The organism is Saccharopolyspora pogona (assembly GCF_014697215.1).
Taxonomy (GTDB): Bacteria; Actinomycetota; Actinomycetes; order Mycobacteriales; family Pseudonocardiaceae; genus Saccharopolyspora; species Saccharopolyspora hattusasensis.
The window spans coordinates 8,075,975-8,099,509 of the sequence record NZ_CP031142.1; the positions used below are offsets into that span (position 1 = coordinate 8,075,975).

The 23,535-nt window shown below is 68.4% G+C and carries 17 protein-coding genes, 2 pseudogenes and 2 riboswitches; of the genes and pseudogenes, 12 read left to right on the forward strand and 7 right to left on the reverse strand.

The window, feature by feature from the left end; translation table 11 throughout:
• Positions 1-2: 2 nt before the first annotated feature.
• From DL519_RS38245 to DL519_RS38260, 4 genes and pseudogenes are all read left to right on the forward strand, one after another.
• Positions 3-599: a bifunctional 4-hydroxy-2-oxoglutarate aldolase/2-dehydro-3-deoxy-phosphogluconate aldolase gene (locus DL519_RS38245; RefSeq protein WP_223840020.1), complete on the forward strand. Its 597-nt coding sequence runs from the start codon at positions 3-5 to the stop codon at positions 597-599.
• 65 nt (positions 600-664) lie between these two features.
• Positions 665-1,576 (forward strand): D-isomer specific 2-hydroxyacid dehydrogenase family protein, encoded by a 912-nt coding sequence (locus tag DL519_RS38250; RefSeq protein WP_190822115.1) that lies wholly within the window; start codon positions 665-667, stop codon positions 1,574-1,576.
• Positions 1,577-2,141: 565 nt separating this feature from the next.
• A riboswitch (cobalamin riboswitch) is annotated at positions 2,142-2,258 on the forward strand.
• 48 nt (positions 2,259-2,306) lie between these two features.
• Positions 2,307-5,986, forward strand: a pseudogene (gene cobN / locus DL519_RS38255) (cobaltochelatase subunit CobN).
• Between the two features lie 255 nt (positions 5,987-6,241).
• Positions 6,242-7,048: a S1 family peptidase gene (locus tag DL519_RS38260; RefSeq protein WP_190822118.1), complete on the forward strand. Its 807-nt coding sequence runs from the start codon at positions 6,242-6,244 to the stop codon at positions 7,046-7,048.
• A gap of 542 nt (positions 7,049-7,590) precedes the next feature.
• Here the strand turns inward: DL519_RS38260 and DL519_RS38265 are convergent.
• Positions 7,591-8,223 carry a LysE family translocator gene (locus DL519_RS38265; RefSeq protein WP_190822120.1) on the reverse strand — a complete coding sequence of 211 codons (633 nt, stop codon included), beginning with the start codon at positions 8,221-8,223 and terminating at the stop codon, positions 7,591-7,593.
• A 286-nt stretch (positions 8,224-8,509) separates the two neighbouring features.
• Between DL519_RS38265 and DL519_RS38270 the strand changes: the two genes are divergently transcribed.
• Entirely contained in the window at positions 8,510-9,337 is an 828-nt protein-coding gene (locus tag DL519_RS38270) for a S1 family peptidase (protein ID WP_190822122.1), read from the forward strand.
• Between the two features lie 114 nt (positions 9,338-9,451).
• Positions 9,452-9,679: pseudogene (locus tag DL519_RS38275) on the forward strand (DUF4291 family protein); the annotation flags it as partial.
• A gap of 117 nt (positions 9,680-9,796) precedes the next feature.
• On the opposite strand, the gene DL519_RS38280 reads toward DL519_RS38275, so the two are convergent.
• Genes DL519_RS38280 through DL519_RS38295 form a run of 4 tightly spaced genes read right to left on the reverse strand, consistent with a single transcriptional unit; the run spans position 9,797 to position 15,522 of the window.
• Positions 9,797-10,246, reverse strand: coding sequence for a hypothetical protein (locus tag DL519_RS38280; protein WP_190822124.1), 450 nt, complete (start codon positions 10,244-10,246; stop codon positions 9,797-9,799).
• Between the two features lie 6 nt (positions 10,247-10,252).
• Entirely contained in the window at positions 10,253-14,716 is a 4,464-nt protein-coding gene (locus DL519_RS38285; RefSeq protein WP_190822126.1) for an RHS repeat-associated core domain-containing protein, read from the reverse strand.
• Positions 14,716-15,024, reverse strand: a complete 309-nt coding sequence (locus DL519_RS38290) for a type VII secretion target (RefSeq protein WP_190822128.1) — start codon at positions 15,022-15,024, stop codon at positions 14,716-14,718. Before DL519_RS38290 ends, DL519_RS38285 begins: the two co-directional genes overlap by 1 nt.
• A 24-nt stretch (positions 15,025-15,048) precedes the next feature.
• Complete coding sequence (locus tag DL519_RS38295; RefSeq protein ID WP_190822129.1) at positions 15,049-15,522, reverse strand: YbaB/EbfC family nucleoid-associated protein; 474 nt, start codon at positions 15,520-15,522, stop codon at positions 15,049-15,051.
• A gap of 175 nt (positions 15,523-15,697) precedes the next feature.
• Here DL519_RS38295 and DL519_RS38300 point away from each other — a divergent pair, with 175 nt between their 5' ends.
• Together DL519_RS38300 and DL519_RS38305 are read left to right on the forward strand one after the other, a co-directional pair.
• Entirely contained in the window at positions 15,698-16,165 is a 468-nt protein-coding gene (locus DL519_RS38300; RefSeq protein WP_190822131.1) for a GNAT family N-acetyltransferase, read from the forward strand.
• A gap of 485 nt (positions 16,166-16,650) precedes the next feature.
• Positions 16,651-16,775: riboswitch (cobalamin riboswitch) on the forward strand.
• 55 nt (positions 16,776-16,830) lie between these two features.
• Entirely contained in the window at positions 16,831-18,876 is a 2,046-nt protein-coding gene (locus DL519_RS38305; RefSeq protein WP_190822133.1) for a putative cobaltochelatase, read from the forward strand.
• 187 nt (positions 18,877-19,063) lie between these two features.
• On the opposite strand, the gene DL519_RS38310 is transcribed toward DL519_RS38305, so the two are convergent.
• Complete coding sequence (locus DL519_RS38310) at positions 19,064-20,236, reverse strand: MFS transporter (protein ID WP_190822135.1); 1,173 nt, start codon at positions 20,234-20,236, stop codon at positions 19,064-19,066.
• Positions 20,237-20,600: 364 nt separating this feature from the next.
• On the opposite strand from DL519_RS38310, the gene DL519_RS38315 reads away from it, so the two are divergent.
• The gene (locus tag DL519_RS38315) at positions 20,601-21,062 is read left to right on the forward strand and encodes a hypothetical protein (protein ID WP_223840021.1); all 462 of its coding nucleotides are present in this window, start codon (positions 20,601-20,603) and stop codon (positions 21,060-21,062) included.
• An 81-nt stretch (positions 21,063-21,143) separates the two neighbouring features.
• Positions 21,144-21,932 carry an ESX secretion-associated protein EspG gene (locus DL519_RS38320; RefSeq protein ID WP_190822137.1) on the forward strand — a complete coding sequence of 263 codons (789 nt, stop codon included), beginning with the start codon at positions 21,144-21,146 and terminating at the stop codon, positions 21,930-21,932.
• 51 nt (positions 21,933-21,983) lie between these two features.
• On the opposite strand, the gene DL519_RS38325 is transcribed toward DL519_RS38320, so the two are convergent.
• On the reverse strand, positions 21,984-22,262 hold the full coding sequence (locus DL519_RS38325) for a hypothetical protein (protein WP_223840022.1): 279 nt from the start codon (positions 22,260-22,262) through the stop codon (positions 21,984-21,986).
• 136 nt (positions 22,263-22,398) lie between these two features.
• Here DL519_RS38325 and DL519_RS38330 point away from each other — a divergent pair, with 136 nt between their 5' ends.
• Together DL519_RS38330 and DL519_RS38335 are read left to right on the forward strand one after the other, a co-directional pair.
• The gene (locus DL519_RS38330; protein ID WP_190822138.1) at positions 22,399-23,283 is read left to right on the forward strand and encodes a helix-turn-helix domain-containing protein; all 885 of its coding nucleotides are present in this window, start codon (positions 22,399-22,401) and stop codon (positions 23,281-23,283) included.
• Positions 23,252-23,521 (forward strand): DUF397 domain-containing protein, encoded by a 270-nt coding sequence (locus DL519_RS38335; protein WP_190822140.1) that lies wholly within the window; start codon positions 23,252-23,254, stop codon positions 23,519-23,521. The genes DL519_RS38330 and DL519_RS38335 overlap by 32 nt, the downstream gene beginning before the upstream one ends.
• The last annotated feature ends 14 nt before the right edge of the window (positions 23,522-23,535 follow it).

Sequence of the window (23,535 nt, forward strand, 5' to 3'; positions counted from 1 at the left end):
TCGTGGGCTTCTTCGACGAGCTCTTCACCGGTCCGGTCATGGCGATCCTGCGCGGAATGGACCCGCAGCGGACCGTCGAACTGGCCGAACGGGCGTGGGATTTGGGCATCGAGGCGGTCGAGGTGCCGATCGAGACGCAGCGCGCCGAGCCGTCGCTGCGCGCGGCCGTGCAGGCGGGCGTGCTGCGGGGCCGGCTGGTGGGGGCCGGGACCGTGGTGAGCACGGAGCAGGTGCACACGGCCAAGGAACTGGGCGCGGCGTTCACCGTGGCGCCGGGGCTGGACCCCGAGGTGGTGCGGCTGAGCGCGGAACTCGGCGTGCCGCACCTGCCCGGCGTGGCCACGCCCAGCGAGATCCAGCAAGCCCACCGGCTCGGGCTGTCGTGGGTCAAGGCGTTCCCGGCCGCCGAACTGGGCGCCGGTTGGTTCAAGGCAATGCACGGGCCGTTCCCCGGCCTGCGGATGGTGGCCACCGGCGGGATGAACGCGCGCAACGCGCCGGAGTTCCTCGCGGCGGGGGCAGCCGTGGTGGCGGTCGGTTCGGCGTTGGAGGATGCCAAGCAGCTGCCCGAGTTGGCGAAGTTGGTCGAGACCTCGTGAGTGATCGTTCCGGTTCTTACCGGAACGATCACTCACGACCAGATCCGAGCCGAGATGGAGAAGTCGTGAAGGTCCACATTGGTCCGGTCGCCCCGCCGGAGTTGACGGCGGCCGTCGTGGCGGCAGGCGCCGAGATCAGCCCGGCCGCGGAGGCCACCGCGCTGGCCTGGTACGGCGCAGGCCCCGAGCGGTTCGCCGAGTTCGACCACCCCGGCCTGGAATGGGTGCAGCTCCCATCGGCCGGTATCGAAGCGTGGGCCGCCGCCGACGCGCTGCGCGACGGGATCACCTTCACCTCCGCGGCGGGCACCTACGCCCAGACCGTCGCCGAGCACACGCTCGGATTGATGCTCGTCGGAGCGCGGCGGCTGCACGTGATGGCGCGAGCGGAGAACTGGGCGCGACCGACGGGCATGCTCAGCCTCTTCGGCGCCACGGTCGGGATCATCGGCGCCGGTGGCATCGGCCGGGCGCTGATCGATTTGCTGCAGCCCTTCGGCGTCCGGGTGCTGGCGGTGAACCGGTCCGGGAAGCCGGTCGCCGGGGCGGCCTGGACCTGGCCGGCCGACGACGAAGCCGGGATGGACCGGCTGCTCGCGGAGTCGGACTTCGTCGTGGTCGCCGCGCCCGCGACGGCCGAGACGGCGAAGCTGATCGACGCCGACGCGCTGTCCCGGATGAAGGCCGTCGCGTGGCTGATCAACGTCGCCCGCGGATCGCTGGTCGACACCGACGCGCTGGTCGAGGCGCTGGACGCGGAGCGCATCGGCGGCGCGGCGCTGGACGTGACGGACCCGGAGCCGCTGCCGGACGGGCACCCGCTGTTCCAGCACCCGCGCGCGATCATCTCGCCGCACTCCGCGAACCCGAAGTCCTTGCTGGTCCCGGCGCTGGCGCGGCGGGTGGAGGACAACGTCCGCCGCCGCCTCGCGGGCCAACCGCTCCTCGGCGTCATCGATCGCACCGCGGGCTACTGACCCCCACCTGGCCCGGCAGAACGACAGATCCGCACCCGTGCCCTCTGGGTGCTGTGGAGGCCGTTTCGGAATGCGCTGGTTGAGTGAGGTGAACGGACCGTTTGTGTCGTCTATGAGCCTGTTGCAAAATTACGCCCACCACGGACCGTGATCGATCGATCACGGCTGAGATGGCCACTGGCGGACAAACGGCGGCGATCGAGACTGATTTGGTACTTCGGTTCAGCCGTTTTCGCCGAAAACGCAACAGGCTCCTATGGGGGTGGACAGGCCGTTCGCTTCACACTCGTTGGCGAGGCGGGACCAGACCGGCTCCCGCTGGGCTGCCGTCGGAACTTCCAGGCAGAACGGGTTCCCAATGGGCATGCGCAAGCCGGGGATCCGGAGTCCGGACGGCATCTGAGGTTCCGCTACCCGCACCGCTACGCAGGACGCGTTTGGTAGCAGCCTCTATCGCTCCCAAAGCGCTCACGGGGTTCACCAGCGAAGAGGTGACCTTCGGCGGAGGCCTGGTGCTGGTGGGGTGGCCGTTAGGATGGCGGCGAGCAAGACGGCGGTGTCGCGGAGGAACCCGGTGCGAATCCGGGGTGGTCGCGCCACTGTGACCGGGGAGCAGCCCCCACGTGCCACCGCCCGCGGGCGGGAAGGCGGGGACCTGCGGCGATCCGGGAGCCAGGACACTCCGGCCGCCGTGACCCCACCGGGGCGCGCACCCCGAGAAAGGACGACCGTGAGCGAGCCTGCCCGCGAAACTACCCGTGTCCTGCTTCTGTCCACTGCGGACACCGACCTGCTGGCCGCCCGAGCCGCGGACGCCGGCTACCGGGTCGACAACCCCGCCCGCGTCACCCCCGCAGAAGTCCCGGAACTGCTCGCCGGCGTGGATGTCGTGGTGGTCCGCCTGCTGGGCGGCCGCCGGGCCTGGGAGGAGGGCCTCGACGCGGTCCTCGCCTCCGGCGTCCCCACCGTCGCGCTCGGCGGCGAGGCCACCCCGGACGCCGAGCTGATGGCACTGTCCACCGTGCCCGCCGGGGTGACCACACAGGCGCTGGCCTACCTCGTCGAAGGCGGGCCGAACAACCTCGCCCAGCTGGCCCAGTTCCTCTCCGACACGGTGCTGCTGACCGGAGAGGGCTTCGCCGCGCCGGAGAAGACGCCCGAGTTCGGCCGCCACGGCTCCCGGCCGCACGACCCGGCGCGGCCCACGGTGGGCATCGTCTTCTACCGGGCCCACGCCTTGGCGGGCAACACCGGTTTCGTGGATTCCCTGGCCGAGCAGGTGGAAAACGCCGGTGCCAACGCCGTGCCGGTGTTCTGCGGCTCGCTGCGCGGGCTGTCGGACGCGGCAGGCTTGCGCGAACTGCTCGAAGGCTGCGACGCCCTGGTCTCGACGGTGCTCGCCGCTGGCGGTGCCGTCGCGGCGGACGCGAGCGCGGGTGGCGACGAGGACTCCTGGGACGCAGGCGCGCTCGCCGAGCTCGACATCCCGGTCCTGCAGGGCCTGTGCCTGACCACCAGTCGCGCTGTGTGGGCGGAAAGCGACGCGGCGCTGTCGCCGATGGACGCGGCGATGCAGGTCGCGGTGCCCGAGTTCGACGGTCGGCTGATCAGCGTCCCGTTCTCCTTCAAGGAGAGCGGCGAGGACGGCATCCCGGTCTACGTCGCCGATCCGGAGCGCGCTCGCCGCGTCGCGGGAACGGCGGTGTCGCTGGCCCGGTTGCGCCACGTCGGCAACGAGGACAAGCGGGTCGGCGTGGTCCTGTCGTCCTACCCGACGAAGCATTCCCGCGTAGGCAACGCCGTCGGCCTGGATACCCCAGCATCGGCCGTCGTGCTGCTGCGCGCGTTGGAGGCCGCGGGCTACGACCTCGGCGGGCTGGACGTGTCCGGTCTGGAGGGTGACAGCCTCATCCACCGGCTGATCGCCGCGGGCGGGCACGACGTCGAGTGGCTGACCGAGGACCAGATGTCCGAGGCTGCGATCTTGGTGCCCGCCACTCGCTACCGCGAGTGGTTCGACGCGCTGCCGGAGTCGTTGCGGGCGGCCATGACGGAGCACTGGGGCCCCCGCCCGGCAGCTTGTACGTCGACGACGAGGGCTCGATCTACGTCGCGGCGCTGCGCTTCGGCAACGTGGTGCTGATGATCCAGCCGCCGCGCGGCTTCGGGGAGAACCCGATCGCGATCTACCACGACCCGGATCTGCCGCCGTCGCACCAGTACCTGGCCGCCTACCGGTGGCTGGCGGAGGAGTTCGGCGCGCACGCGGTGATCCACCTGGGCAAGCACGGAACCCTGGAATGGCTGCCGGGCAAGGGCCTGGGACTGGCGGCGGACTGCGCGCCGGATGCGGTGCTGGGCGAGCTGCCGCTGATCTACCCGTTCATCGTCAACGACCCGGGCGAGGGCACCCAGGCCAAGCGCCGCGGGCACGCCGTCGTGGTCGACCACATGATCCCGCCGATGGCCCGGGCGGACAGCTACGGCGACATCGCCAAGCTGGAGCAGCTGCTGGACGAGTACGCGCTGGTCGCAGACTTGGACCCGGAGAAGAAACCCACGCTGCGCAACCAGATCTGGGAGCTGGTCACCTCCGCGGAGCTGCACCGCGACCTGCACCAGGAGGACCAGCCCGACGCGGAGTCCTTCGACGACTTCGTGATGCACATCGACGGGTACCTGTGCGAGATCAAGGACGTGCAGATCCGCGACGGCCTGCACATCCTGGGCCGAGCGCCGCTGGGCGAGGAGCTGGTCAACGACGTCCTCGCGATCCTGCGCGCCCGCCAGGTCTTCGGCGGAAAGGTCGGCGCGCTGCCCGGGCTGCGATCCGCGCTGGCCGTCCACTTCGGACTCGACGAGCAGGTGCTGCTGGCCGAACCGGGTGCCGGGGCCGACGTGCCGAGCGCGCTGACGCAGCTGGTCGAAGGGCCTTCGGCATCGGCGTCGGACGCCGTGGACCTGCTGGAATCCTTGGCGCGCAAGCTGATCGTCACGCTGGCCGAGGCGGGCTGGCAGGCCGCGGCGGCCGAGGAGGTCGTCGCCGGGGTTGTCGGCGCGCCGCTGGACTCGGTCGCGCAGGTGCTGCGCTTCGCCTGCACGGAGGTCGCGCCGCGGCTGGCGCGCACCACCGAAGAGGTCGAGCACGTCCTGCACGCGCTGGGCGGCGGCTTCGTCCCGGCCGGTCCGTCCGGATCGCCGACGCGCGGGCTGATCTCGGTGCTGCCTACCGGCCGCAACTTCTACTCCGTGGACCCGAAGGCCATCCCGTCCCGCAACGCCTTCGACGTCGGCTCCGCACTGGCCGATTCGCTGCTAGCGCGCCACCGCGAGGACACCGGTGATTACCCGCGTTCGGTCGGGCTCACCGTGTGGGGCACCTCCGCGATGCGCACCCAGGGCGACGACCTCGGCGAAATCCTGTGGTTGCTGGGCTGCCGCCCGGTGTGGGACGACGCCTCGCGCCGGGTGACCGGCTTCGACGTGGTTCCGGTCGCGGAGCTGGGCCGGCCGCGCATCGACGTGGTGGTCCGCATCTCCGGCTTCTTCCGCGATGCCTTCCCGCACGTGGTGGCGCTGCTCGACGACGCGGTGCAGACCGTGGCCAAGCTCGACGAACCGGACGAGGACAACTACGTCGCCGCGCACTACCGCGCCGACCTTGCCGACCACGGCGACGATCGGCGCGCCTCGACGCGCATCTTCGGCTCCAAGCCGGGCGCCTACGGCGCGGGTCTGCTGCCGCTGATCGATGCCCGCAACTGGCGCAGCGACGCCGACCTCGCCGAGGTCTACGCGACTTGGGGCGGCTACGCCTACGGGCGCGGCCTGGACGGACGCGAGGCGCGCACCGACATGGAATCGGCGTTCCGCCGCATCCAGGTCGCGGCGAAGAACGTCGACACCCGCGAGCACGACATCGCCGACTCCGACGACTACTTCCAGTACCACGGCGGCATGGTGGCCATGGTGCGCGCGCTGTCCGGGCAGAACCCGGCCGCCTACGTCGGCGACTCGGCGGTGCCGCACGCGGTCAAGACGCGGACGCTGGGCGAGGAGACCAAGCGGGTCTTCCGGGCCCGCGTGGTCAACCCGAAGTGGATTTCGGCCATGCAGCGGCACGGCTACAAGGGCGCTTTCGAGCTCGCGGCCACAGTGGACTACTTGTTCGGCTTCGACGCGACCGCCGGTGTGGTCGACGACTGGATGTACACCAAGCTCGCCGAGTCGTACGTGTTCGACGAACAGGTGCAGCAGTTCCTGCGGCAGTCCAACCCGTGGGCGTTGCGCGGCATGACCGAACGCCTGCTGGAGGCGGCCGAGCGCGGCCTGTGGGCCGAGCCGGACGCGTCGGTGCTCGACGACCTCCGCGCGGTCTACCTGGAGCTGGAGGGGCAGTTGGAGGATTGAGCTCTCGGCAAGCGTGGAATTACTCTTTCCAGGCAAGGGAATTGGCCATGTGGCCAAAGTCCTATTTGGACAGTCGTGTTAGTCCGTCCGGGTGGTAATAGTGCGCTTTTTCCACTCGATCGGGTTGCCCTGGCTAGCTCAGGTGTATCCAACAGCGGGTTCTGATCCTCTTTCTAATGGACACTCTTGGACGAGCCGGAGGCGGCAGGTCGAACGACGGCGTGCCGGATGGCTCCGGGGGAGGAGGCAACGGTGATGACAGACACGAAGCGCCGGATGTGGTCGATTGCCGGGCTGCTGGCGGCGGCGACCCTGTCGTCGGGCTTGCTGACAACGACGGCCAACGCGGCGGGTGGGGACACGTCGGAGGCCAAAGCACCGCCCATCGTGGGCGGCCAACCCGCCAAGATCGCCGAACACCCTTGGGTGGTGTACCTGACCGACCCGCAGGGCAACCAGTTCTGCGGCGGCACGGTCGCCAAGGCCAACAAGATCGTGACCGCCGCGCACTGCGTCTCGGGGGAGAAGCCGGAGTCGGTCCAGGTCGTCGCCGGGCGGGAGGACAAGAAGACCACCGAGGGCACGGTCGCCAAGGTGACCGGCATCTGGGTGCACCCGGGCTTCCAGAACGCCAACAGCGGCGCGGACGTCGCGGTGCTGACCCTGGAGCAGGAGTTGCCGCAGCAACCGCTCGCGCTGGCCGGCAAGGAGGACGGCTCGCTCTACGAAGCGGGGAAGATGTCCTCAGCGCTCGGCTGGGGCGCCACCGCCGAAGGCGGCCAGGCGTCGCAGACCCTGCAGAAGGCCGAAGTGCCGCTGGTCAGCGACCAGGAATGCCAGAAGGCTTACCCGCAGTACAAGTCCGACGCGATGATCTGCGCCGGTTTCCCGCAGGGCGGCGTGGACAGCTGCCAGGGTGACTCCGGTGGGCCGCTGGTGGTCGAGAACAAGCTGGTCGGGATCGTCTCGACGGGCAACGGCTGCGCCCGGCCCAACGCGCCGGGCATCTACACCCGGGTGTCGGCGTACCACGACGACGTCCAAGCACAACTGGGTTCCTGACCTGGATCGGCGCGGCCGGGGCGCACCTGGAGCGCCCCGGCCGCGTCATGTCGCGGTCAGGTCCCGCCGTGATGACATCAGCTTCGACGTCGACCGTGGCCGCTGGTATCTCGACGCCTCCTGGTCCACACCCACCATTGTGCTTCCAACACCGAGTGAGATCACCACTGGTGGGGGACGCCTGCTGAGCGTGGATCTCAGGCGCCGATCACCTCGCGGCCATCGTCGTGGACTCCTGCGGCAACCCGGCCGGACGCCCGCACACGATCCCTTTCGACCTCACCGGACCACCCGGCAGGCGTGATGGCCGGTTGCGTGCCGCGATCACCAGGACGCCACCGGCAATGGCCACTCACCCTAGGAACGGTAGCGCTGGAAGGTCTCGCACCGTCCACTTTGGTCAGGCCACCGCGGTGTTCTGGTCGATCGCCTACCTGGGCTTCTGCACGCCGCTTGCGGTCAGCCCGTTGGAGCGGTTCGTCGCCGCCCCGGTGGTGCTGGCAGTGATGGCCGGGCTCGCGCTGCTGACGTGCACGGCGGTGTCAGCCCGCGACCAGGCCGACCGAGATGGTCAGGAACGCCGCCGCACTGATCGCATCCAGCGACTTCGCGACGCGGGGGTGCTGTAGGCGGGTGGCGATGCGGGCGGCTCCGAGCACGGTCGTGAGCTCCCAGATCGCCGCGAGCACCAGGAAGACCACGCCGAGCAGCACCAACTGCAGCGCGGGCTGCGCGGCGGCGCCGACGAACTGCGGCAGGAACGCCAGGCTGAACAGCAGCATCTTCGGGTTGGTGAGGTTGCTGAACAGGCCCCGCAGGTAGGGGTTCGCCGGATCCGCCGGGGGTGTCGTGAGCGCTCCCGCGGCGGCCTCCTTCCTGGTCAGCCACAGCCCGCGCAGGATCGACGCGGCGAGGTAGACCAGGTAGGCGGCGCCGATCCACTTCAGGACCGACAGCACGGCCGGGTGGCTGGTGATCAGCGCGCCGAGCCCGGAGATCACCAATGCGACCTGGATGATGCTCGCGCTGTGGATCCCGGCGAGCGCGAGCAGCCCGGCCCGGCGGCCGGCCGTCAGCGAGGTGCGAAGCAGCAGGAAGACGTCAACGCCCGGGGTGAGGATGACGACCGCGCTGGCCAGCAGGAACGCGGGCAACGGGGTCAGGTCCGTAAGCACGGCATCCTCCTTCGCGGCAGCGCGCAGCACTGATCACTTGATCGTGTGGAATCGATCACCTGGTCGGGCACAGTTCACGGACCCGGCGCGAGGCGTGCTCCGGGTCCGTGGTGGTTCGGGAAGGATGAGCGGCTGTCATCACCGACGTTCTCCGTAAAATTTCCCGATATCTTCAATACTAACGAAATATTTTCCTGATCACGTGTGAGTTGCGCCTCGTGATGTTCCTGTATCGGAGTGACTACGGTGTGCCGTCGGCAAGATCCGCGACAGCTGGAGGCACGACGTGGGGTGTGGCAGTGAGCGCAGTACCGGAACGGCGCGCAAGGGGGCGCTGCTGCGGCTCGTGGTCACCGGCGCGGTGGCAGCCCTGGCCGGACTGCACCCGGTGGCGGCCAGCGCGGCGGGGCAACCCGAGGCGCGCGTGCTCGGCGGCTCGGAAACCAGCACGGACGACGCCCCCTGGGCCGTGGCGGTGACCGACGGGCACGGCCGCCAGTTCTGCGGCGGCACCCTGGTGAGCCCGATCAAGGTCATCACGGCGGCGCACTGCACGGTGGACCCGGCGACCGGCACCAGGCGCGCTCCGGAGGGACTGCGCGCGATCGCGGGACGCACCGACCTGCGCACGGAGCGCGGCGTGGTCGGGGAGATCGAGAGCATCTGGGTCCACCCTGGCTTCAAGGACTACACCCGCGGCGACGACGTCGCGGTGCTGACCCTGCGCGCCCCGATGCCGCAACGCCCGCTGAACGTGGTGGGCCCGGGTGAAACCGCGCCGTACCGGCCGGGGGCGGTGGCGCGGGTTTACGGCTGGGGCCGCACCAGCGAATCCGGTCCGCCGTCGAACACCCTGCGCTCGGTTGACGTCCCGGTCACGACCGATGAAACCTGCCGGACCGCGTACCCGAACTACGACGCCCGGAGCATGTTCTGCGCCGGAGTCCCGGAGGGTGGCACGGACGCCTGCGCCGGGGACTCGGGCGGCCCGATCGTGGCGGACAACCGCCTGATCGGAGTGGTCTCCTACGGCACCGGCTGCGGCCGCCCCAACACCCCCGGGGTGTACACCCGGCTGACCAGCTACGCGGCGGAACTGTCGGCGGAGCTGTGATCGCAGCGAAATCCGGTTGAGCCGGCACCTGGCCCTGCCGCAGGCTGAGGCTGTGGAAGATCAAGGAAGCCCGCGCGGGTACCGCGCGGTCAGGGCTGGGCACACGGAGTCCGCCACCGCCCCCTGGACCACAGGTCCATCCAAATAGGACTCGGCGGTGAGTCGGTCGACCGCTACGTCGAAGACTGGATCGTGTCCATCACCGACATCACCCCGGCAATGCACAAGACGCGCGAGCTCGTCGCCGCCGGAAGTCTCGAAGCGGCGGAAGCAACGCTTCCCGCGGAGACGCCGTACCCGTTCCCGGAGCACATCGGCCGGCCCCTCGGCGCCACCGGGTAGTGCCGTACGTGAGCTGACGAGGTCAGTGGCGTTCTGGCCGGACGTTCCTCGGGTGCGGCCGCCTCTGCGGGCGCGTGATCCGCGCAACAGGCGAACTCGAGTGGAATTTGCGTGCAATCACGCTTCGTTCGTACTGGCGACGACAATCCAGATTCCATTTTCCTCCGAAGTGACGCCGCAAACGACATGCGAATCGTTGGACATGGTGACGAACTCGGGCTGGCCGGGGAAGGATATGAGTTTCTGTGCGAGTTGGAGTTGTGGTGTGGCTCGAACAGATGCCCACGGGAGGTCGAATGAACCTGGTCCTGAAATGCTGATCAGAAACGAGCCATCGTCGGCGATGAGCTCGTTTTCGCGAGCGACTCGATCCCACTCCTGGTTGACCTGATCAAGGTAGTCTTCGATGCTGTCGTCGATTACTAGTGTCGGCTGGGTGTCGAGGTTTGTGACCAGGTTCCATGCCGTCTTTGGTGGAACTGTTGGGGATGCTTTCGCTGTAAGGATTGGGGACAGTCCGGCGCTCTGGAGAATTTCTGCCCGGGTTGCTTCGGTCAGTTTTTCCATTGTTCTTTACCTGGGGTAGTAGTAATGGTGTGAACCGCCAATTTGCTGGTACCGCTCGATGTCTCTGTTGTGCGCATTGCTCCAGCCGAAGTCGACGAAGTTCCGGCTCGGGTCTCCCTTTGGCTGGCCCGCGTGGAAGTGCGGATCCCCGTCGTTGAGGTGCTCCGCAATCACTCGCGAACCCTCCTCGGTTTCGAACTGCATGTAGCGGCCATGGGTTCCGTTGTCTTCGGAATAGCGGTATCCAGGCATTCCTTGTCTGGAGTGGTCATTGCCGACGTCCCAGGCTTGATCTGGCTCTGTTCCGCGGGGGATCCCGGCTTGGTCGTACGCTCTGTCGAGTGCCTCCTGGCGGGTGTCAAAATTTTCATTGCATGCGGCTAATCCTAGCGGGTCGGTCCATCGATGTGGATTGCGCAGGTAGTGATACGGGTTAGGTCCTGCTGCAAGGCCGATCGGATCGATGCTTCCGTAGTGACCGGTGTGTGGATCGTAGTGACGTTGGTAATTGTAGTGGAACCCTGTTTCAGGGTCATGGTACTGGCCCGGAAAGCGGAGTGGAGTGTGCGCTTTCGTGCGACTTTCATCCTGGGTGTTCCCCCACAGTGTCATTCTGTGGAACCAGGCTATGCCCCCGTGATCGTTGATCAGTTCGGTAGGTGAGCCGACGAGGTCGGTTATGATCGAATAAAATTCTTCGTCAATCCATCTTTGAGGTGCATGACGAAGTGAGTAGCGTACGGTTTGTGCGATTGGATGAAAAGTTCCGGGCACGTAATCCCATACTGTCACGCGGGCATCGCCGAGCTGTGGACCGTTGGCGCGACCATCGGTGTGGGCCTGTTCGGTAAGGACTGAACCGTCCCAGATAAATTCGACCTGCTCAATGACTCGGGAACTGTCCGGGGTCAGGTGCTGCTTGGCGATGCGCCGTCCGAGCGGATCGTAGTGGTATCGCCAGCGGGAACCGTCGGGGGTCAAAACTTCGATGAGCCGGTCATCCGAGTCCCAGGAGTATCGCCACGTGTTCGGTTTGTGGGACAAGAGTTTTTGTTGCCGCAGCACGACGCGGCCTTGCGCATCGTGTTCATAGCGCACTCGCCCAGCACGGCGAACCAGGGTTCCGCTGAATTCTCGCTTGCCCAAGGCTTCGGCATCAGGCGACGTGGGTGGAGTGGGCCACGATGCGTTCGTGATGTTTCCTGCTGCGTCGTAGGCGTAGTGCTCGGCCCAACCAGTGCCTTGAACAGATGTGACCCGCCCGGTGCGATCTAGCTCGAACATGCGCGGGCCCGTGAGCTCATCGTTGATCCCGGATAAGAATCCGTCTGCGCGATACGTGTAAGACCGCTGCTGGATGGACCGCCCGTCGGTGCCTGCGATCGTTTGGGAAAGCAGGCGGTGATTCGCATCCCATGCCTGGCTCAGTGCCGCGTGGATCCCGAGGCTGCGCTGGGTCTCGTGCCCGGCCTCGTCGTAGCCGAAGCGCAAAGTCCGCCCAGCGGTATGCAGCGCGACGGGCTGGCTGTTGGAGTCGTACTCCCACACGCTCTCGGCCCCGGACGGGGTGCGCCGGCGAACACGGCGCCCCAACGCATCATAGGTTGACGCCACGATCCGGCCATTGATCATCTCGGTGAGCACTCGCCCAAGAGCGTCTCGCCGGAACGTTACCTGGGCGTCCGCATTTTTTGCTGCGGTGAGGCGACCGGCTGCATCGTAGGCGAAGGTTGCGACCGTTGAATCGCTCCGTCGCTCGATCACATTTCCCAGGAGATCTCGCGCGAAACGAGTGACCTCGCCGGCACCGTTCGTTCGCTCGATGAGTTGCCCCGCTGCGTCGTGGCGGTATCTGACTTCCCGGCCGTTGAAATCGATCTCGCGAACCAGGTTGCCAGCTGGATCGTACTCGTAATGCCAAACCAGCCCTTGCTCGTTGGTGACGCTGGAAAGTCGAAGTTCTGTGTTATAGGTGAACTCCAGTCGACTGCCGTCTGGGCGGACTTCTGCCGAAGGCAAGTCGAAGTGCGTGATCTCGGTATGTGTCGATTGGCCAAGCGTGTCGATGTGGGTTCGAAGGTTGCCTTCGCCGTCGTATACCCAGCGTTCGGTTTCTCCTCCGGGCAAGCTTCGCCAGGCGGGCTTGCCATCGACCGTCCAGCCAAATCGAGTCCTACCGCCGAGCGGGTCAACGATCTCCGTCACTCGGCCGAATGCGTCACGATCACGATGCGTTGTGTTTCCAAAAGAGTCGGTGACCGCTGTTGGAATTCCGGCGGCATTGGTGCCGATCTGACGCACGCTGCCGAGAGCATCACTAATCGACGATAGATGACCGCGCTCATCATATGAGAAGCTTGTGGCATTTCCCATAGGATCTATGATCCTTACGGCATTTCCGCACTCGTCGTACTCGCGGCGGGACACGGCGCCGTCGGGCGTGATGATGGTGATCGGCAGGCGGAGGTCGTTGTATTCGAAGCGGGTTTGGGCGCCGTCGGGGCGGGTTACCGCGACGAGGTTCTCGGCTTCGTCGTATTCGTACCGGACCGTGCGGCCCAGTGGGTCTGTTTGAGAGATCAGCCTGTCGTAGGCGTCCCACTCGGACACCGTTTCGCCGCCCAGCGGGTCTATTTCTCGGACCACCTGGCGCTTTTCGTTTAGGTGGAAGGTCGTGACGTGGCCGAGGGAGTTGGTGAGGCGGGTGACCCCGTCCTCGTATTCGAACGTTCCCGTCAGGAAGCCGCCGGAGCCTTCCGTGCCGACGCAGCGGCCCTGGTGGTCGTAGGTGTAGCGGTACCAGTGGCCGTTGCGGTCGGTCCAGCTGGTGATCCGGCCCGCGTGGTCGTACTCGAACTTCAGCGGTAGGCCCGAGGCGTTGACCACTCCGGTCAGGCGCTGGTCGGTGTACTCGTACCGCATCAGCAGGAGGTCTTCGCCGTTGTCGGCTTCCCGCAGGTAGAGCGCCGTGATCAGGTCGTTCTCGAATTCGACGCGGATGCGGTAGCCGCCGGTGTGGCGGATCTCCACCGGGGTTCCGTTCGCGTCGTGGTCGAACTCGATCCGGTTGCCGTTGCGGTCGGTGATGCTGGTCAGCGGCAGGACCCGGTTTCCCGGTGCGAAGTGCAGGCGCCGACCAGATTCGATCTCGGTGAGCGTGTAGCCGTCGTCCTCGTGGCGGGTGAGCGTGTTGCGGGAGCCCTCGAACTGGACGGTCGCGCCCACTGCGGGATCCGGGCCGAACAGGAGCTTTCCGTCCTCGGACGCGAACGACACGCCCGCGCTCCCGATCTCGAGACGCTGGTCCAGGGTTGACGTCCAGGACGGGCCGAAGTGCAGTCCCACCCGGTACGACGACAGGTGCGTCCGCTTCAGCACCAGCGGGAGCGCCGCCGCGATCTCCACATCGGTCTGCGGGAGGATCATCTCGCCGCTGGCGACGTCGATCGGGTCGTTCTCGCACTTCCGGTCGGTCGCGTCGCGGTTCGGGGTCTCCGGGTCGTCGGTCTTGTTCTGGAGGTTGCCGTCTTCGCTCTTGGACTTGGGGTTGTCCGGCGTGGAGCTGTCCGGGGTTGACGACGTGCTGTCCGGGGTCGTGCTCGACGGGGACGTGTCGGGGGAGTTGGGGGTGGTGTCCGGGGCGTCTGGTTTGGGGGACGGCGCGTCCACGCTGGACGGCTTGGTGCTCGCTGGGCCGTCGGCCTTGCGGAGGCCTTTGAGGGCGTCCTTGATGCCTTCCCAGATCTCGTCGAGCTTCTTCAGCAGCGGTTGCAGCTTATTCAGGGACCGGGTCAGCTTGGTGATGACGTCGGAGATCTTGCTGACCCACTTGGCGATCAACCCGGCCGCTTCGGCCACCACCGCCGGGGTGCCGACGCCGAGGGTGCCGCCGATTTCCGCGATCCAGCGGGGGATTTTGGTGATCAGCGCCGCCACGCACTCCGCGACCAGGTCGCGCACCAGCTCGCGGACGACGCCGACCAGCACGCCGACGATCTCGACGACCGTGCTGATGGTGTTCGCCGCGCCGCCCGCCGCTTTGATCTGCTCGGCCTGCTTCGTGGCGGCGTTCTTGTAGGCGTCGGCCGCCGCACCGGTCCAGGTGCCGGTGATGTTGTTGACCTCGTTGGTGAAATCGGCCGCGACCTGCTCCACCGATTTCGCGACGTTGCCCCAGGTCTGGGCGTAGGCGGAGATCTGGTCCGGGTCGCCGGCCAGCCAGTCCAGGGCGTCCGACAGCGGCTTGACGTGCTCCATCAGCCAGGACACCGCGTACGAGACCAGCGTGCCGACCGGGTCCATGACCATCGACAGCGCTTCCAGCCCCATGCCGGCCGCGCCGAGCGCGATCTCCGACCAGGAACCCGATTCGATGCCGGACTGGAGGTCGCCGACGGATTCGAGGATGCCGATGCCGCTGACCCCCGTGGTCGAATCCTGCCGCGGCGCGACCAGCGGGTTGTCGGCCATCACACCTCCCAGCCGGAGAAGCTGTCGGCGTTCGCCTCGTCACCGGACTCGTAGGTCTGCGCGGTGTCCTTGACGTTGCCGGCCTGGTCGGTCATGGATTCCGACGCGGTGGACAGGGCGTCGACCCCGGGCTGCGAGACCGCCTGCACGATCGGCACGAAGAACGAGCAGATCACCCCGTAGGCCTCGGAGCCCATCGTGACCTGGTTGGCCGCGTCCAACGCGGTCTTCAGCTGATCGGAGAGCGCGTCGAGCTTGCTGGCGTGCGACCGGAGCTCCTCGGGAGACACGCCGAATGCGTCCGTCATCGTCAACCCCTAGCCGACGCCTGGTCACCGCAGGTACGTGTCGTCTTTGAAGTCCTCGTCGTCGGGCGGCTGCGCGGCGCGTTCCTCGGCTTCGGGATCCGGGAAGCGCTCCTGGTACGCCGACATGACCGCGTTGACAGTCTCGGGGTCGTCGCCCACGGTGGCCGACATGACCTCGGCCACCTGGTCCCGGAGACCTGCCTGGGCATGCCGCATGGTCGTCAGCACCGCTTCGGTGAGCCCCGCGCCGGACATCCGGCGCGCGTCGTCGGTGATCTGCAGGTCGGTGACCGCACCGGCGCTGTCCACAGTCACCCGTACCACCCCGTCGCGGGACTCCGCGCTGGCCCTGACCGCAGTCACCTGCTGCTGCATCTGCTGGTAGCGCTCGGCTTTCGCCTCGACGTTGGCCGCCCAGCGCCTGATGCCCTCCTCGGTGTGCGCGCCATCGCCGCCGAAGACCGGTTCGCCCACGAATCCCCCCAAGTCACTCGCCATGACTGATCGACTACTGATCACGCGCAGGCTAGTCGAGGGACCTGCGGAGGGTCAGCGCTTCGGCGCCAAACTGCCCCGAACAGAGCAGCGGGGAAGGGTATCGGCGAGTGGTGTTGACTACTCCCCGCGCTGGTGAATAAGGGTTTTGAGACCCAACTGTGATATCCAGGTAAGAGTGACCCTCCAGCCGCTCGCGACCGCCGTCCACCGCGCCTACACCGCGGACCTGGACGCCGAGGACTTCTACCGGATGTTGCGCCTGCGCGTCGACGTGTTCGTCGTCGAGCAGGAATGCCCCTACCCGGAGCTGGACGGTCGCGACCTGGAGGAGACCACCCGGCACTTCTGGATCGACTCGGCCGACGGCTACGTGCTCGGCTACCTCCGGCTGCTGGAAGATCCCGACGGCACCTTCCGCATCGGGCGGGTCTGCACCGCCAGGGGCGCTCGCGGCCTGGGCCTGGCCCGCAAGCTGATGCGCGCTGCGGTCGCCGAGGTGCAGCACTCGCCGGCCGTGCTGGCCGCGCAGACCTACGCCACGGACTTCTACCGCTCCTTCGGTTTCGTCGAGGACGGCGAGCAATACCTGGAGGACGGCATCCCGCACGTCGACATGCGCCGCGAGCCCCGCCGCCGCGCGTGATCGGCGCTACTGCGGGCTTGACCGCGGTCGTTCGGGCTACCACGCTCCCGGCGTCAACGCGGAGCGTGGAGGAACGGCAACGGGTGCACCGAACGGCGTGATCGCCGCGGCATGCTGCCCCGCATCCGCCGCCCTGCCCCCGGGGCCCGGCGCTTCGCGGCCGGGTCAACCGCGCGCACCCCTTCGGCCGGCCCCGGACGCCGCCTGAGCCTGTTCCGGCCCAGGGGCGTGTTCGAGCGTGCCCTCGTCCGGCGAGTACCTGCTCGCGTATTTCCACCGCTTCCGGGACAGCCCGACCATTCGGCGCGATCCCGGCTTGCACGTGCGTTCGCGCCGCCTGCTCCCGCTACATCGCCGACTCCCGGCACGCCGGTGCGGAGAGCAGGGCGCTCTCCAGTGGTGCTGGTCTCCTCGGGGTGGTGGTCGGTTGGTCAGGCGGCCGGGTTCTGCGACGATGCACGGTGATCCGAATGCAAGGGGTGCGCCAGGAAGCCGGTGGGAATCCGGCACGGTCGGCGCCACTGTGACCGGGGAGCGGCCCTCCCCCGCGAGCCACCGGGGCGACCTGGGAAGGCCGGAGGGGCGCGACGATCCGGGAGTCAGGACACTGCGGCCCCTTGTTCCCGCCACCGGGGCGTCCGCACCCCGAGGAAGGAACACCCGGCATGTCCGCTGTCCCGCGCTTTCCCTTCTCCGCCGTCGTCGGCCACGACGACCTCCGGCTGGCGCTGCTGCTCAACGCTGTTCACCCGCGCATCGGCGGGGTCCTCGTCCGAGGCGAGAAGGGCACCGCGAAGTCGACCGCGGTGCGTGCCCTGGCGTCGTTGCTGCCGCCGCTGGACGTGATCGCAGACTGCCGCTTCGGGTGCGATCCGCAGACCGCGGACCCGCAGTGCCCGGACGGTCCGCACGGCTCCGCCGCGACGCAGCACCCCGCCCAGCTAGTCGAGCTCCCGGTGGGCGCCACCGAGGACCGGCTGATCGGCTCGCTCGACCTGGAACGCGCCCTGACCGAAGGCGTCCGAGCCTTCCAGCCCGGCCTGCTCGCCGCCGCGCACCGGGGCGTGCTCTACGTCGACGAGGTGAACCTGCTGCACGACCACCTCGTCGACCTGCTGCTGGATGCCGCGGCGATGGGGCGCGCGCACGTCGAGCGCGAAGGCGTCTCGGTCTCGCATGCGGCGTCGTTCCTGCTGGTGGGAACGATGAACCCGGAGGAAGGCGAGCTGCGCCCGCAGCTGCTGGACCGGTTCGGGCTCACCGTGCACGTCGCCGCGTCGCGCGAGGTGGCGACCCGGACCGAGGTGGTGCGCCGCCGCCTGGCGTTCGAAGCCGACCCGGCCGGGTTCGCTGCGCGGTGGGCCGACGCCGACGCCGAACTCGCCGTACGGATCGTGGCCGCCCGCGCCCGGGTGGACGCGGTGGTCCTCCCGGATACCGAGCTGCGCCGGATCTCCGCGCTGTGCGCGTCCTTCGACGTCGACGGCATGCGCGCCGACCTGGTGCTGGCGCGCACCGCCGTCGCGCACGCGGCCTGGCGCGGAGCCGAGGCGGTCGCCGAGGCGGACGTCGAAGCGGCGGCCAGGCTCGCGCTGCCGCACCGTCGCCGCCGCGACCCCTTCGACGAACCCGGCATGGCCGAAGACCAGCTCCAGCAGGCCCTGACGGAGGCGGCGGAGCACGCCGACGACGGCGGCGACGACGAGCCGCCGGAGGGCCCGGACGGCGGTGACGAGCCGCCGGAGGGCCCGGACGGCGGCGGCCAGCCGCCGGAGGGGCCGACCGAGCCGGACGGCGGAGCCGACGGCGGCTCGGAGGACCGCAGCGACGGTCGGGCGCCCGCGGAGCGGCCGCCGGCAGCGCCGGCAGCGGCGTTCCGGGCGCGGCTGCTGGAGGTGCCGGGGCTCGGCGACGGGGCGCCGGGACGGCGGTCGCGGTCCCGGGCGCGCAGCGGCCGAGTGACCCGGTCGTCCACTGTGGAGGGACATGGCATCCACCTGGCGGCCACGCTGGCCGCCGCGGCGCCGCACCAGGTCGCCCGCGGCCGCCGCGGTCCCGGGCTGGTGCTGCGGTCCGACGATCTGCGGCGGGCCATCCGGGAGGGGCGCGAGGGGAACCTGGTGCTGTTCGCGGTGGATGCGTCGGGGTCGATGGCCGCCAGGGAGCGGATGTCGGCGGTCAGCGGCGCCGTTCTGTCGCTGCTGCGGGACGCCTACCAGCGGCGCGACAAGGTCGGCGTGGTGACCTTCCGCGGCGACTCCGCGGAGCTCGCGCTGCCGCCGACGTCCTCTGTGGACATCGCGGCCGCGCGGATGCGGGGGCTGCGCACCGGCGGTCGCACGCCGCTCGCCGACGGGCTGCTGCGGGTTCGCCGCGTGGTGCAGACCGAGCGGATGCGGGACCCGAACCGGCGGACCCTGGTCGTGCTGCTGACCGACGGAAAAGCCACCGTGCCGGTGAACCGCGAGGACGGCGGGCGGCTTCGGGCGCAGCGCGCCGTCGACGACGCGCTGCGTTCGGCCGGACTGCTCGCCGAGGCGGGCGTGGCCTCCGTCGTGGTGGATTGCGAGAGCGGGCCGGTCCGACTCGGGTTGGCAGCCCGGCTCGCGGCCGCGCTGGACGGCCCCTGCCTGCGGTTGGAGGAGCTTTCGGCCGACAACGTCGCGGGCGTGGTCCGCGCGGTCCGGGACGAGCGGCCCCGCGCGGCTTGATCTCGTTTTGATTACGAGATTCGGCGTTCTGCCTTCTGGCCTAGCCGACTGATTGGTACGGTACTGCCGTCCACCTGACCCCCAGGGGTGGACTTCCAAGATGCCCCCGCGCTCCCGGCGACCCCCAGGCTGGTCGAGTGCGGGGGCTCTTTTTCCGGCCGTCCGGATCGGCTCGTTTCGGCGAGCTTCACCCGGCCCGGCCAGCGCGTGCGGGTTCGTTCCGCTTCTGGTAGCGGTAGCGGCACGCGGACGCGGTGATCAGCAGCGGAACCGCGGTGGCGGCGGCGATTCCGAAGACCAGCGAGTACGAACCTCGCTCGACGAACGGACCCGCAGCAGCCGAAGCGACCGCGCTCCCGAGGAACAGCGCCGAGGCGAACAACGCCACGGCGGTGCCCCTGGCCTCCGGGACCACCGACGTCACCCAGGTCTGCAGCGACGAGTGCATGAACGACCAGCCGCCACCGAGCAGCAGCGCCGCGACCACGACGGTCGCGATGTTGGCGTCGGCCGTCACGACCAGGTATCCGAGCGCCATCGCGGTGCCGCCGATCGCGATCAGCTGCCAGACCGCCAGCCGCCGCCCCAAGACCTTGACCAGCCTGGAGAACGACCACACGCCAACGCCGTAGGTGGCGGTGGCGAGGCCGGCCACGGCGACGGCGACACCTCCCTGCACCAATGCCGAGGGGAGGAACGTCATGGTGCCCAACAGCACCGCGCCCTCGACGAACACCAGCCCGAAGACCAGCAGGGCCCAACGATTCCCCAGCACCGCCATCAGGTGGTTGCGCACGCCCTCGACCTGGGCGCGCTCCGGCTCCGGAAGCTTGCGGAGCAGGAAGGCGCACAGAGCGGCGCACCCGGCCGGGACCGCGAAAACCGCGCGCCAGTCCAGGAAACCGGCCAACAGCCCGCCGACGGCGGTCGCCAGCGCGGTGCCCATCGCCGACGCCGCCATCAGGTCCGAAAGGGCGGCCTGGCGGTTCTTCTGCGGCACGGTGTCGCCGACGTAGGTCAGCGAACCCGGAACGACAGCGCCCATGCACGCGCCGGTGATGGCGCGCGCCACGACCAGTGCGGTCAGGTTCGGCGCCAGCGCGGAGACCACGCCCGCCACAGCGGCGCCGACCAGCGTGCCGCGCATGACCGGAACCCGCCCGAACCGATCCGAGAGCAACCCCCAAACCGGTTGGGAGAGGCCGTAAGCGAGGAAGTAGCCGCTCGCAGCGGCGACCGCCGCCCCCAGCGGCACCTGCAGGCCGAGCGCGATCAGCATCAGAATCGGCGTGACCGCGAAGCGGTCGAAGTTGGAGATCAGCGTGGCGGCGGACAACACCAGCGGCGGCTTGGTCGACATCGGGCGGCTCCTGCGGATTGGGACGCCCGTTCATGTTCGCCGACACGATCGATTCCGGACCGGTGAAGTTGACCACTCCCGGAGCAAGCGGACTGGTCCGTTGGGGCGTGATCCGGGGTGCGGGATTGCGGATTTGTCTCGTATCGGCGTTCTTGGGTAGGTCGCGCTGCCAAGTTCGGGCCGTTGGAGGCAGTTCGATGAACTGGGGGACAACGGGCGATGACTGGGCCAGTCGGAGCGGCGGCTGGAGCGGCAGCAGCCGACCTCGCCGCCACGAACGACGCGATGCAGGGCAAGCCTGGATGCCCTTCTTGATCGCTTCGATCACCTGGGGCATCCAGACCCGGTCTGGCAGCAGAATCCGGTGTCGCCGGGGCCCTCGGGCACGCGGTGGAATCCGCAGACCGGGCAGTGGGAGCGCCAGAACCCCTACAACGGGCGGTGGGCTCCGCTGCCGCCGAACCAGCAACGTCCCGGCCCTGGCGGGCCTGGTGGCGGCCGTCCGGGCGGCGCCGGTGGCATGGGCGGTGGCCGCGGTGGCGGGCTGGGTGGTGCCGGTCGAGTCGGCGGTGTCGGCGGTGGTCAGGTCGGCGCGGGTGGGCGTGCCGGTATCGGCGGGCTCGGTGGTGCGGGTGCGGGTGCCGCCAGAGCCGGCGGTGCGGCCGGTGGCCGTGGTGGTGCCGGGATGGCCGGTGGTGCCGGGCGCGGTCAGGGCGGGAAGTCCGAAGAGGACAACGAGCGCGAGAGCAAGTACGTGCTCGACACCGATGAGGCATGGGAAGACCTCGGATTGCCGAAGGTCGCGCCGCCGGTGTTCGGCGAGTAGCCGACCGGATTCGAGTTTCGTGCTATTCCCCGAGAAGCACTGGTTTCTCGGGGAATAGCGGCGTGCGCAAAGGGGAAAGAGATGATCGAATCGTTCACGCTTTCCGCGGAAGCGGCGGACATCCTCGGCGAGGATCTGCGGATCAACCTGCGGCAGTTCCCGTTCGAGATCCCGCACTTCGCCGCCACCGTCGATGAACGCGCACGGCTCCGCAAGGACGTCTGGGGAAGGCTGGAACAGCGCCGATTAGCCGATCGCGGCCGGGTCGAACCGGAGCTGGAGCAGGCGCTGAACCTGTTGAATCGCCCGGCGGTCGCCGTGGCGGTGACCTCCTACGACGGGCAGTCGGACAACGTCTACCGGGCGCGCGTGGCGGTCGCCGGGCGGGCCGGAGTCGTCACGGTTCAGGATGAGCAGGGCTTGCGGATCGAGTTCATCGACGTCCGTGGGCTCGCCCGTGTGTGCGTCGGGCTGCTGCCGGAAATGCCGGCGGGAAAGCTCGAAGGGGGCACGATCGCAGATGGTGGTGAGCCGAAGCCACCGCGCGCGGCCGACGCCGAGCCGGATTCGTGGCTCGGGGCGGCGCAGCCGACCGCGTCCGGCCACGGTGGCGGAGAGATGCGCAAGGTGCAGAAGATCATGGCGCTACCGGTGCGGCGCGTCGGCTACTTCGTGGTGATCGGCCTGGACGCCAGCGGCCAGCAGGTCCGGCTCCCGGCGATCGGCTGGCGGGACACCGAAGAGGGCCGCTGCAGCGTCACGACGCGCCGCAACAACGACGGCGAGCGCTGGAACACTTTCGGCCCGGCGGACGGAACGCGCCTGATCCGCTACCTCGGCGAACAGCTCGCCACCTTCCGCTCGCGCTGAGAGTCGTGAGTGCGTAGCCGGGCTCCAGCTCGGCTACGCACTCACGACACCTCAGGGCACCCAGACCAACTGCACCGGGTCCTTGCGGGAGAACAGTTCGAAGGCGGTCAAGGCTGACCGGAACGATCCGCGAATCCCGCCCTCCACGGCCACGACCTCGGCGTGGTCGTCGAACTCCATTCCCCAAGCGACGACCTGCCCGTCCTTCCCGAGCTCGTCGTCGATCTCCTCGACGAGCGCGAAAACCCGCGGAGCGGACACCCGCACCAACTCATCTACCCACTCCGAGAACGACCGCTCAACCCCACGCCGCACCATGTCCTCCGCCATTACCCGACCTCCTTGTCACGAGAATGGTTGCTGAGTGTCATGATCTGACGTACTCACCGTAGCTTTTGATATCAAAGATCAACATTCCCTGACTGGGCGATCTTTGATATAAAAGATCAACTCTTGGAGGTTGGGCATGGCGAGGTCGGCGCAGCTCCGAAGGCTTGCGGCTGAGCTGAGGAGGCTTCGAGAGCTTGCTGAACGGACGCAAACTGATGTGGCGACGGCCATTGGTCGGACGCACGCGACACTGGTCAACTGGGAGCGGGGGAAGACCAAGATCGGTCAGTCCGACCTCGCCCGACTGCTGGCAGAACTGAGAGCTCCCGCCGAAGTCCGGAAGGGACTTGAGCAACTGCGGTCCGAGAACGGACACGGCCAATGGTCTGTCTACGGACTTGCTGAGTGGCTTCGGCCATTGGTGAGCTTCGAAGAGGACGCCGTCGAGGTGACCGCCTTCGAGCCGATCGTGATTCCAGGGCTGTTGCAGACCGAGGCCTACGCGCACGCTGTTCATGTGGCGGGCCCATACACAACGGCTCCTGGTGACATCGACAAGTGGGTGGCGGCCCGATTGCGCCGGCAGCATCGACTTTTCGAGAGTCCTGTGATGGGCTTCCGTGTGGTGATCGCGGAGGCCGCGCTGCGCCTGAACGTCGGCGGACCTGGCGTTATGCGAGACCAGCTGGCGCGACTCCTCGAAGTTGCGGCCAGGGACAACATAACCGTCCAGGTGTTGCCGGGTAGCACCGGCGCGCATCCTGGAATGGCAGGCAATCTAGCGGTCTTGGACTTCGGTGACCCCGAGGTTGATCCGCCCCTGGGGTACTTCGATGGCCCGTTGGGTGGCTACCTCATCGACGATGAGGGCGACGTCGCAACGATGATCAGAATTCTTGCTGACATGCGTTCTGCTGCGTTGGACGAGTCTTCCTCTGCCGCAGTCATCGCTGCAATGCTGGAAGCATGTCGCGAGAAGGGTGGCGAGGATGTTAGAGCTGACCAAGGCGGCTTGGCGTAAGTCGAGCTACAGCACTTCGGGTGGAAACTGCGTTGAAGTTGCCACGATCCCCTCCGGTGCGTGGCGCAAGAGCTCGCGCAGCGATGATCAAGGTGCTTGCGTCGAGGTGGCGTTCCCGGGCGGGGCGGTGGCGACTCGGGATTCGAAGGATTCTGAGGGCGGGATTCTCGTGTTCGGTCACCCTGCCTGGTCGGCGTTTCTCGCTGCGACTGCTCGGGGTGCCTTCGACCTGCGGTGATGGGGTCGTGAGTG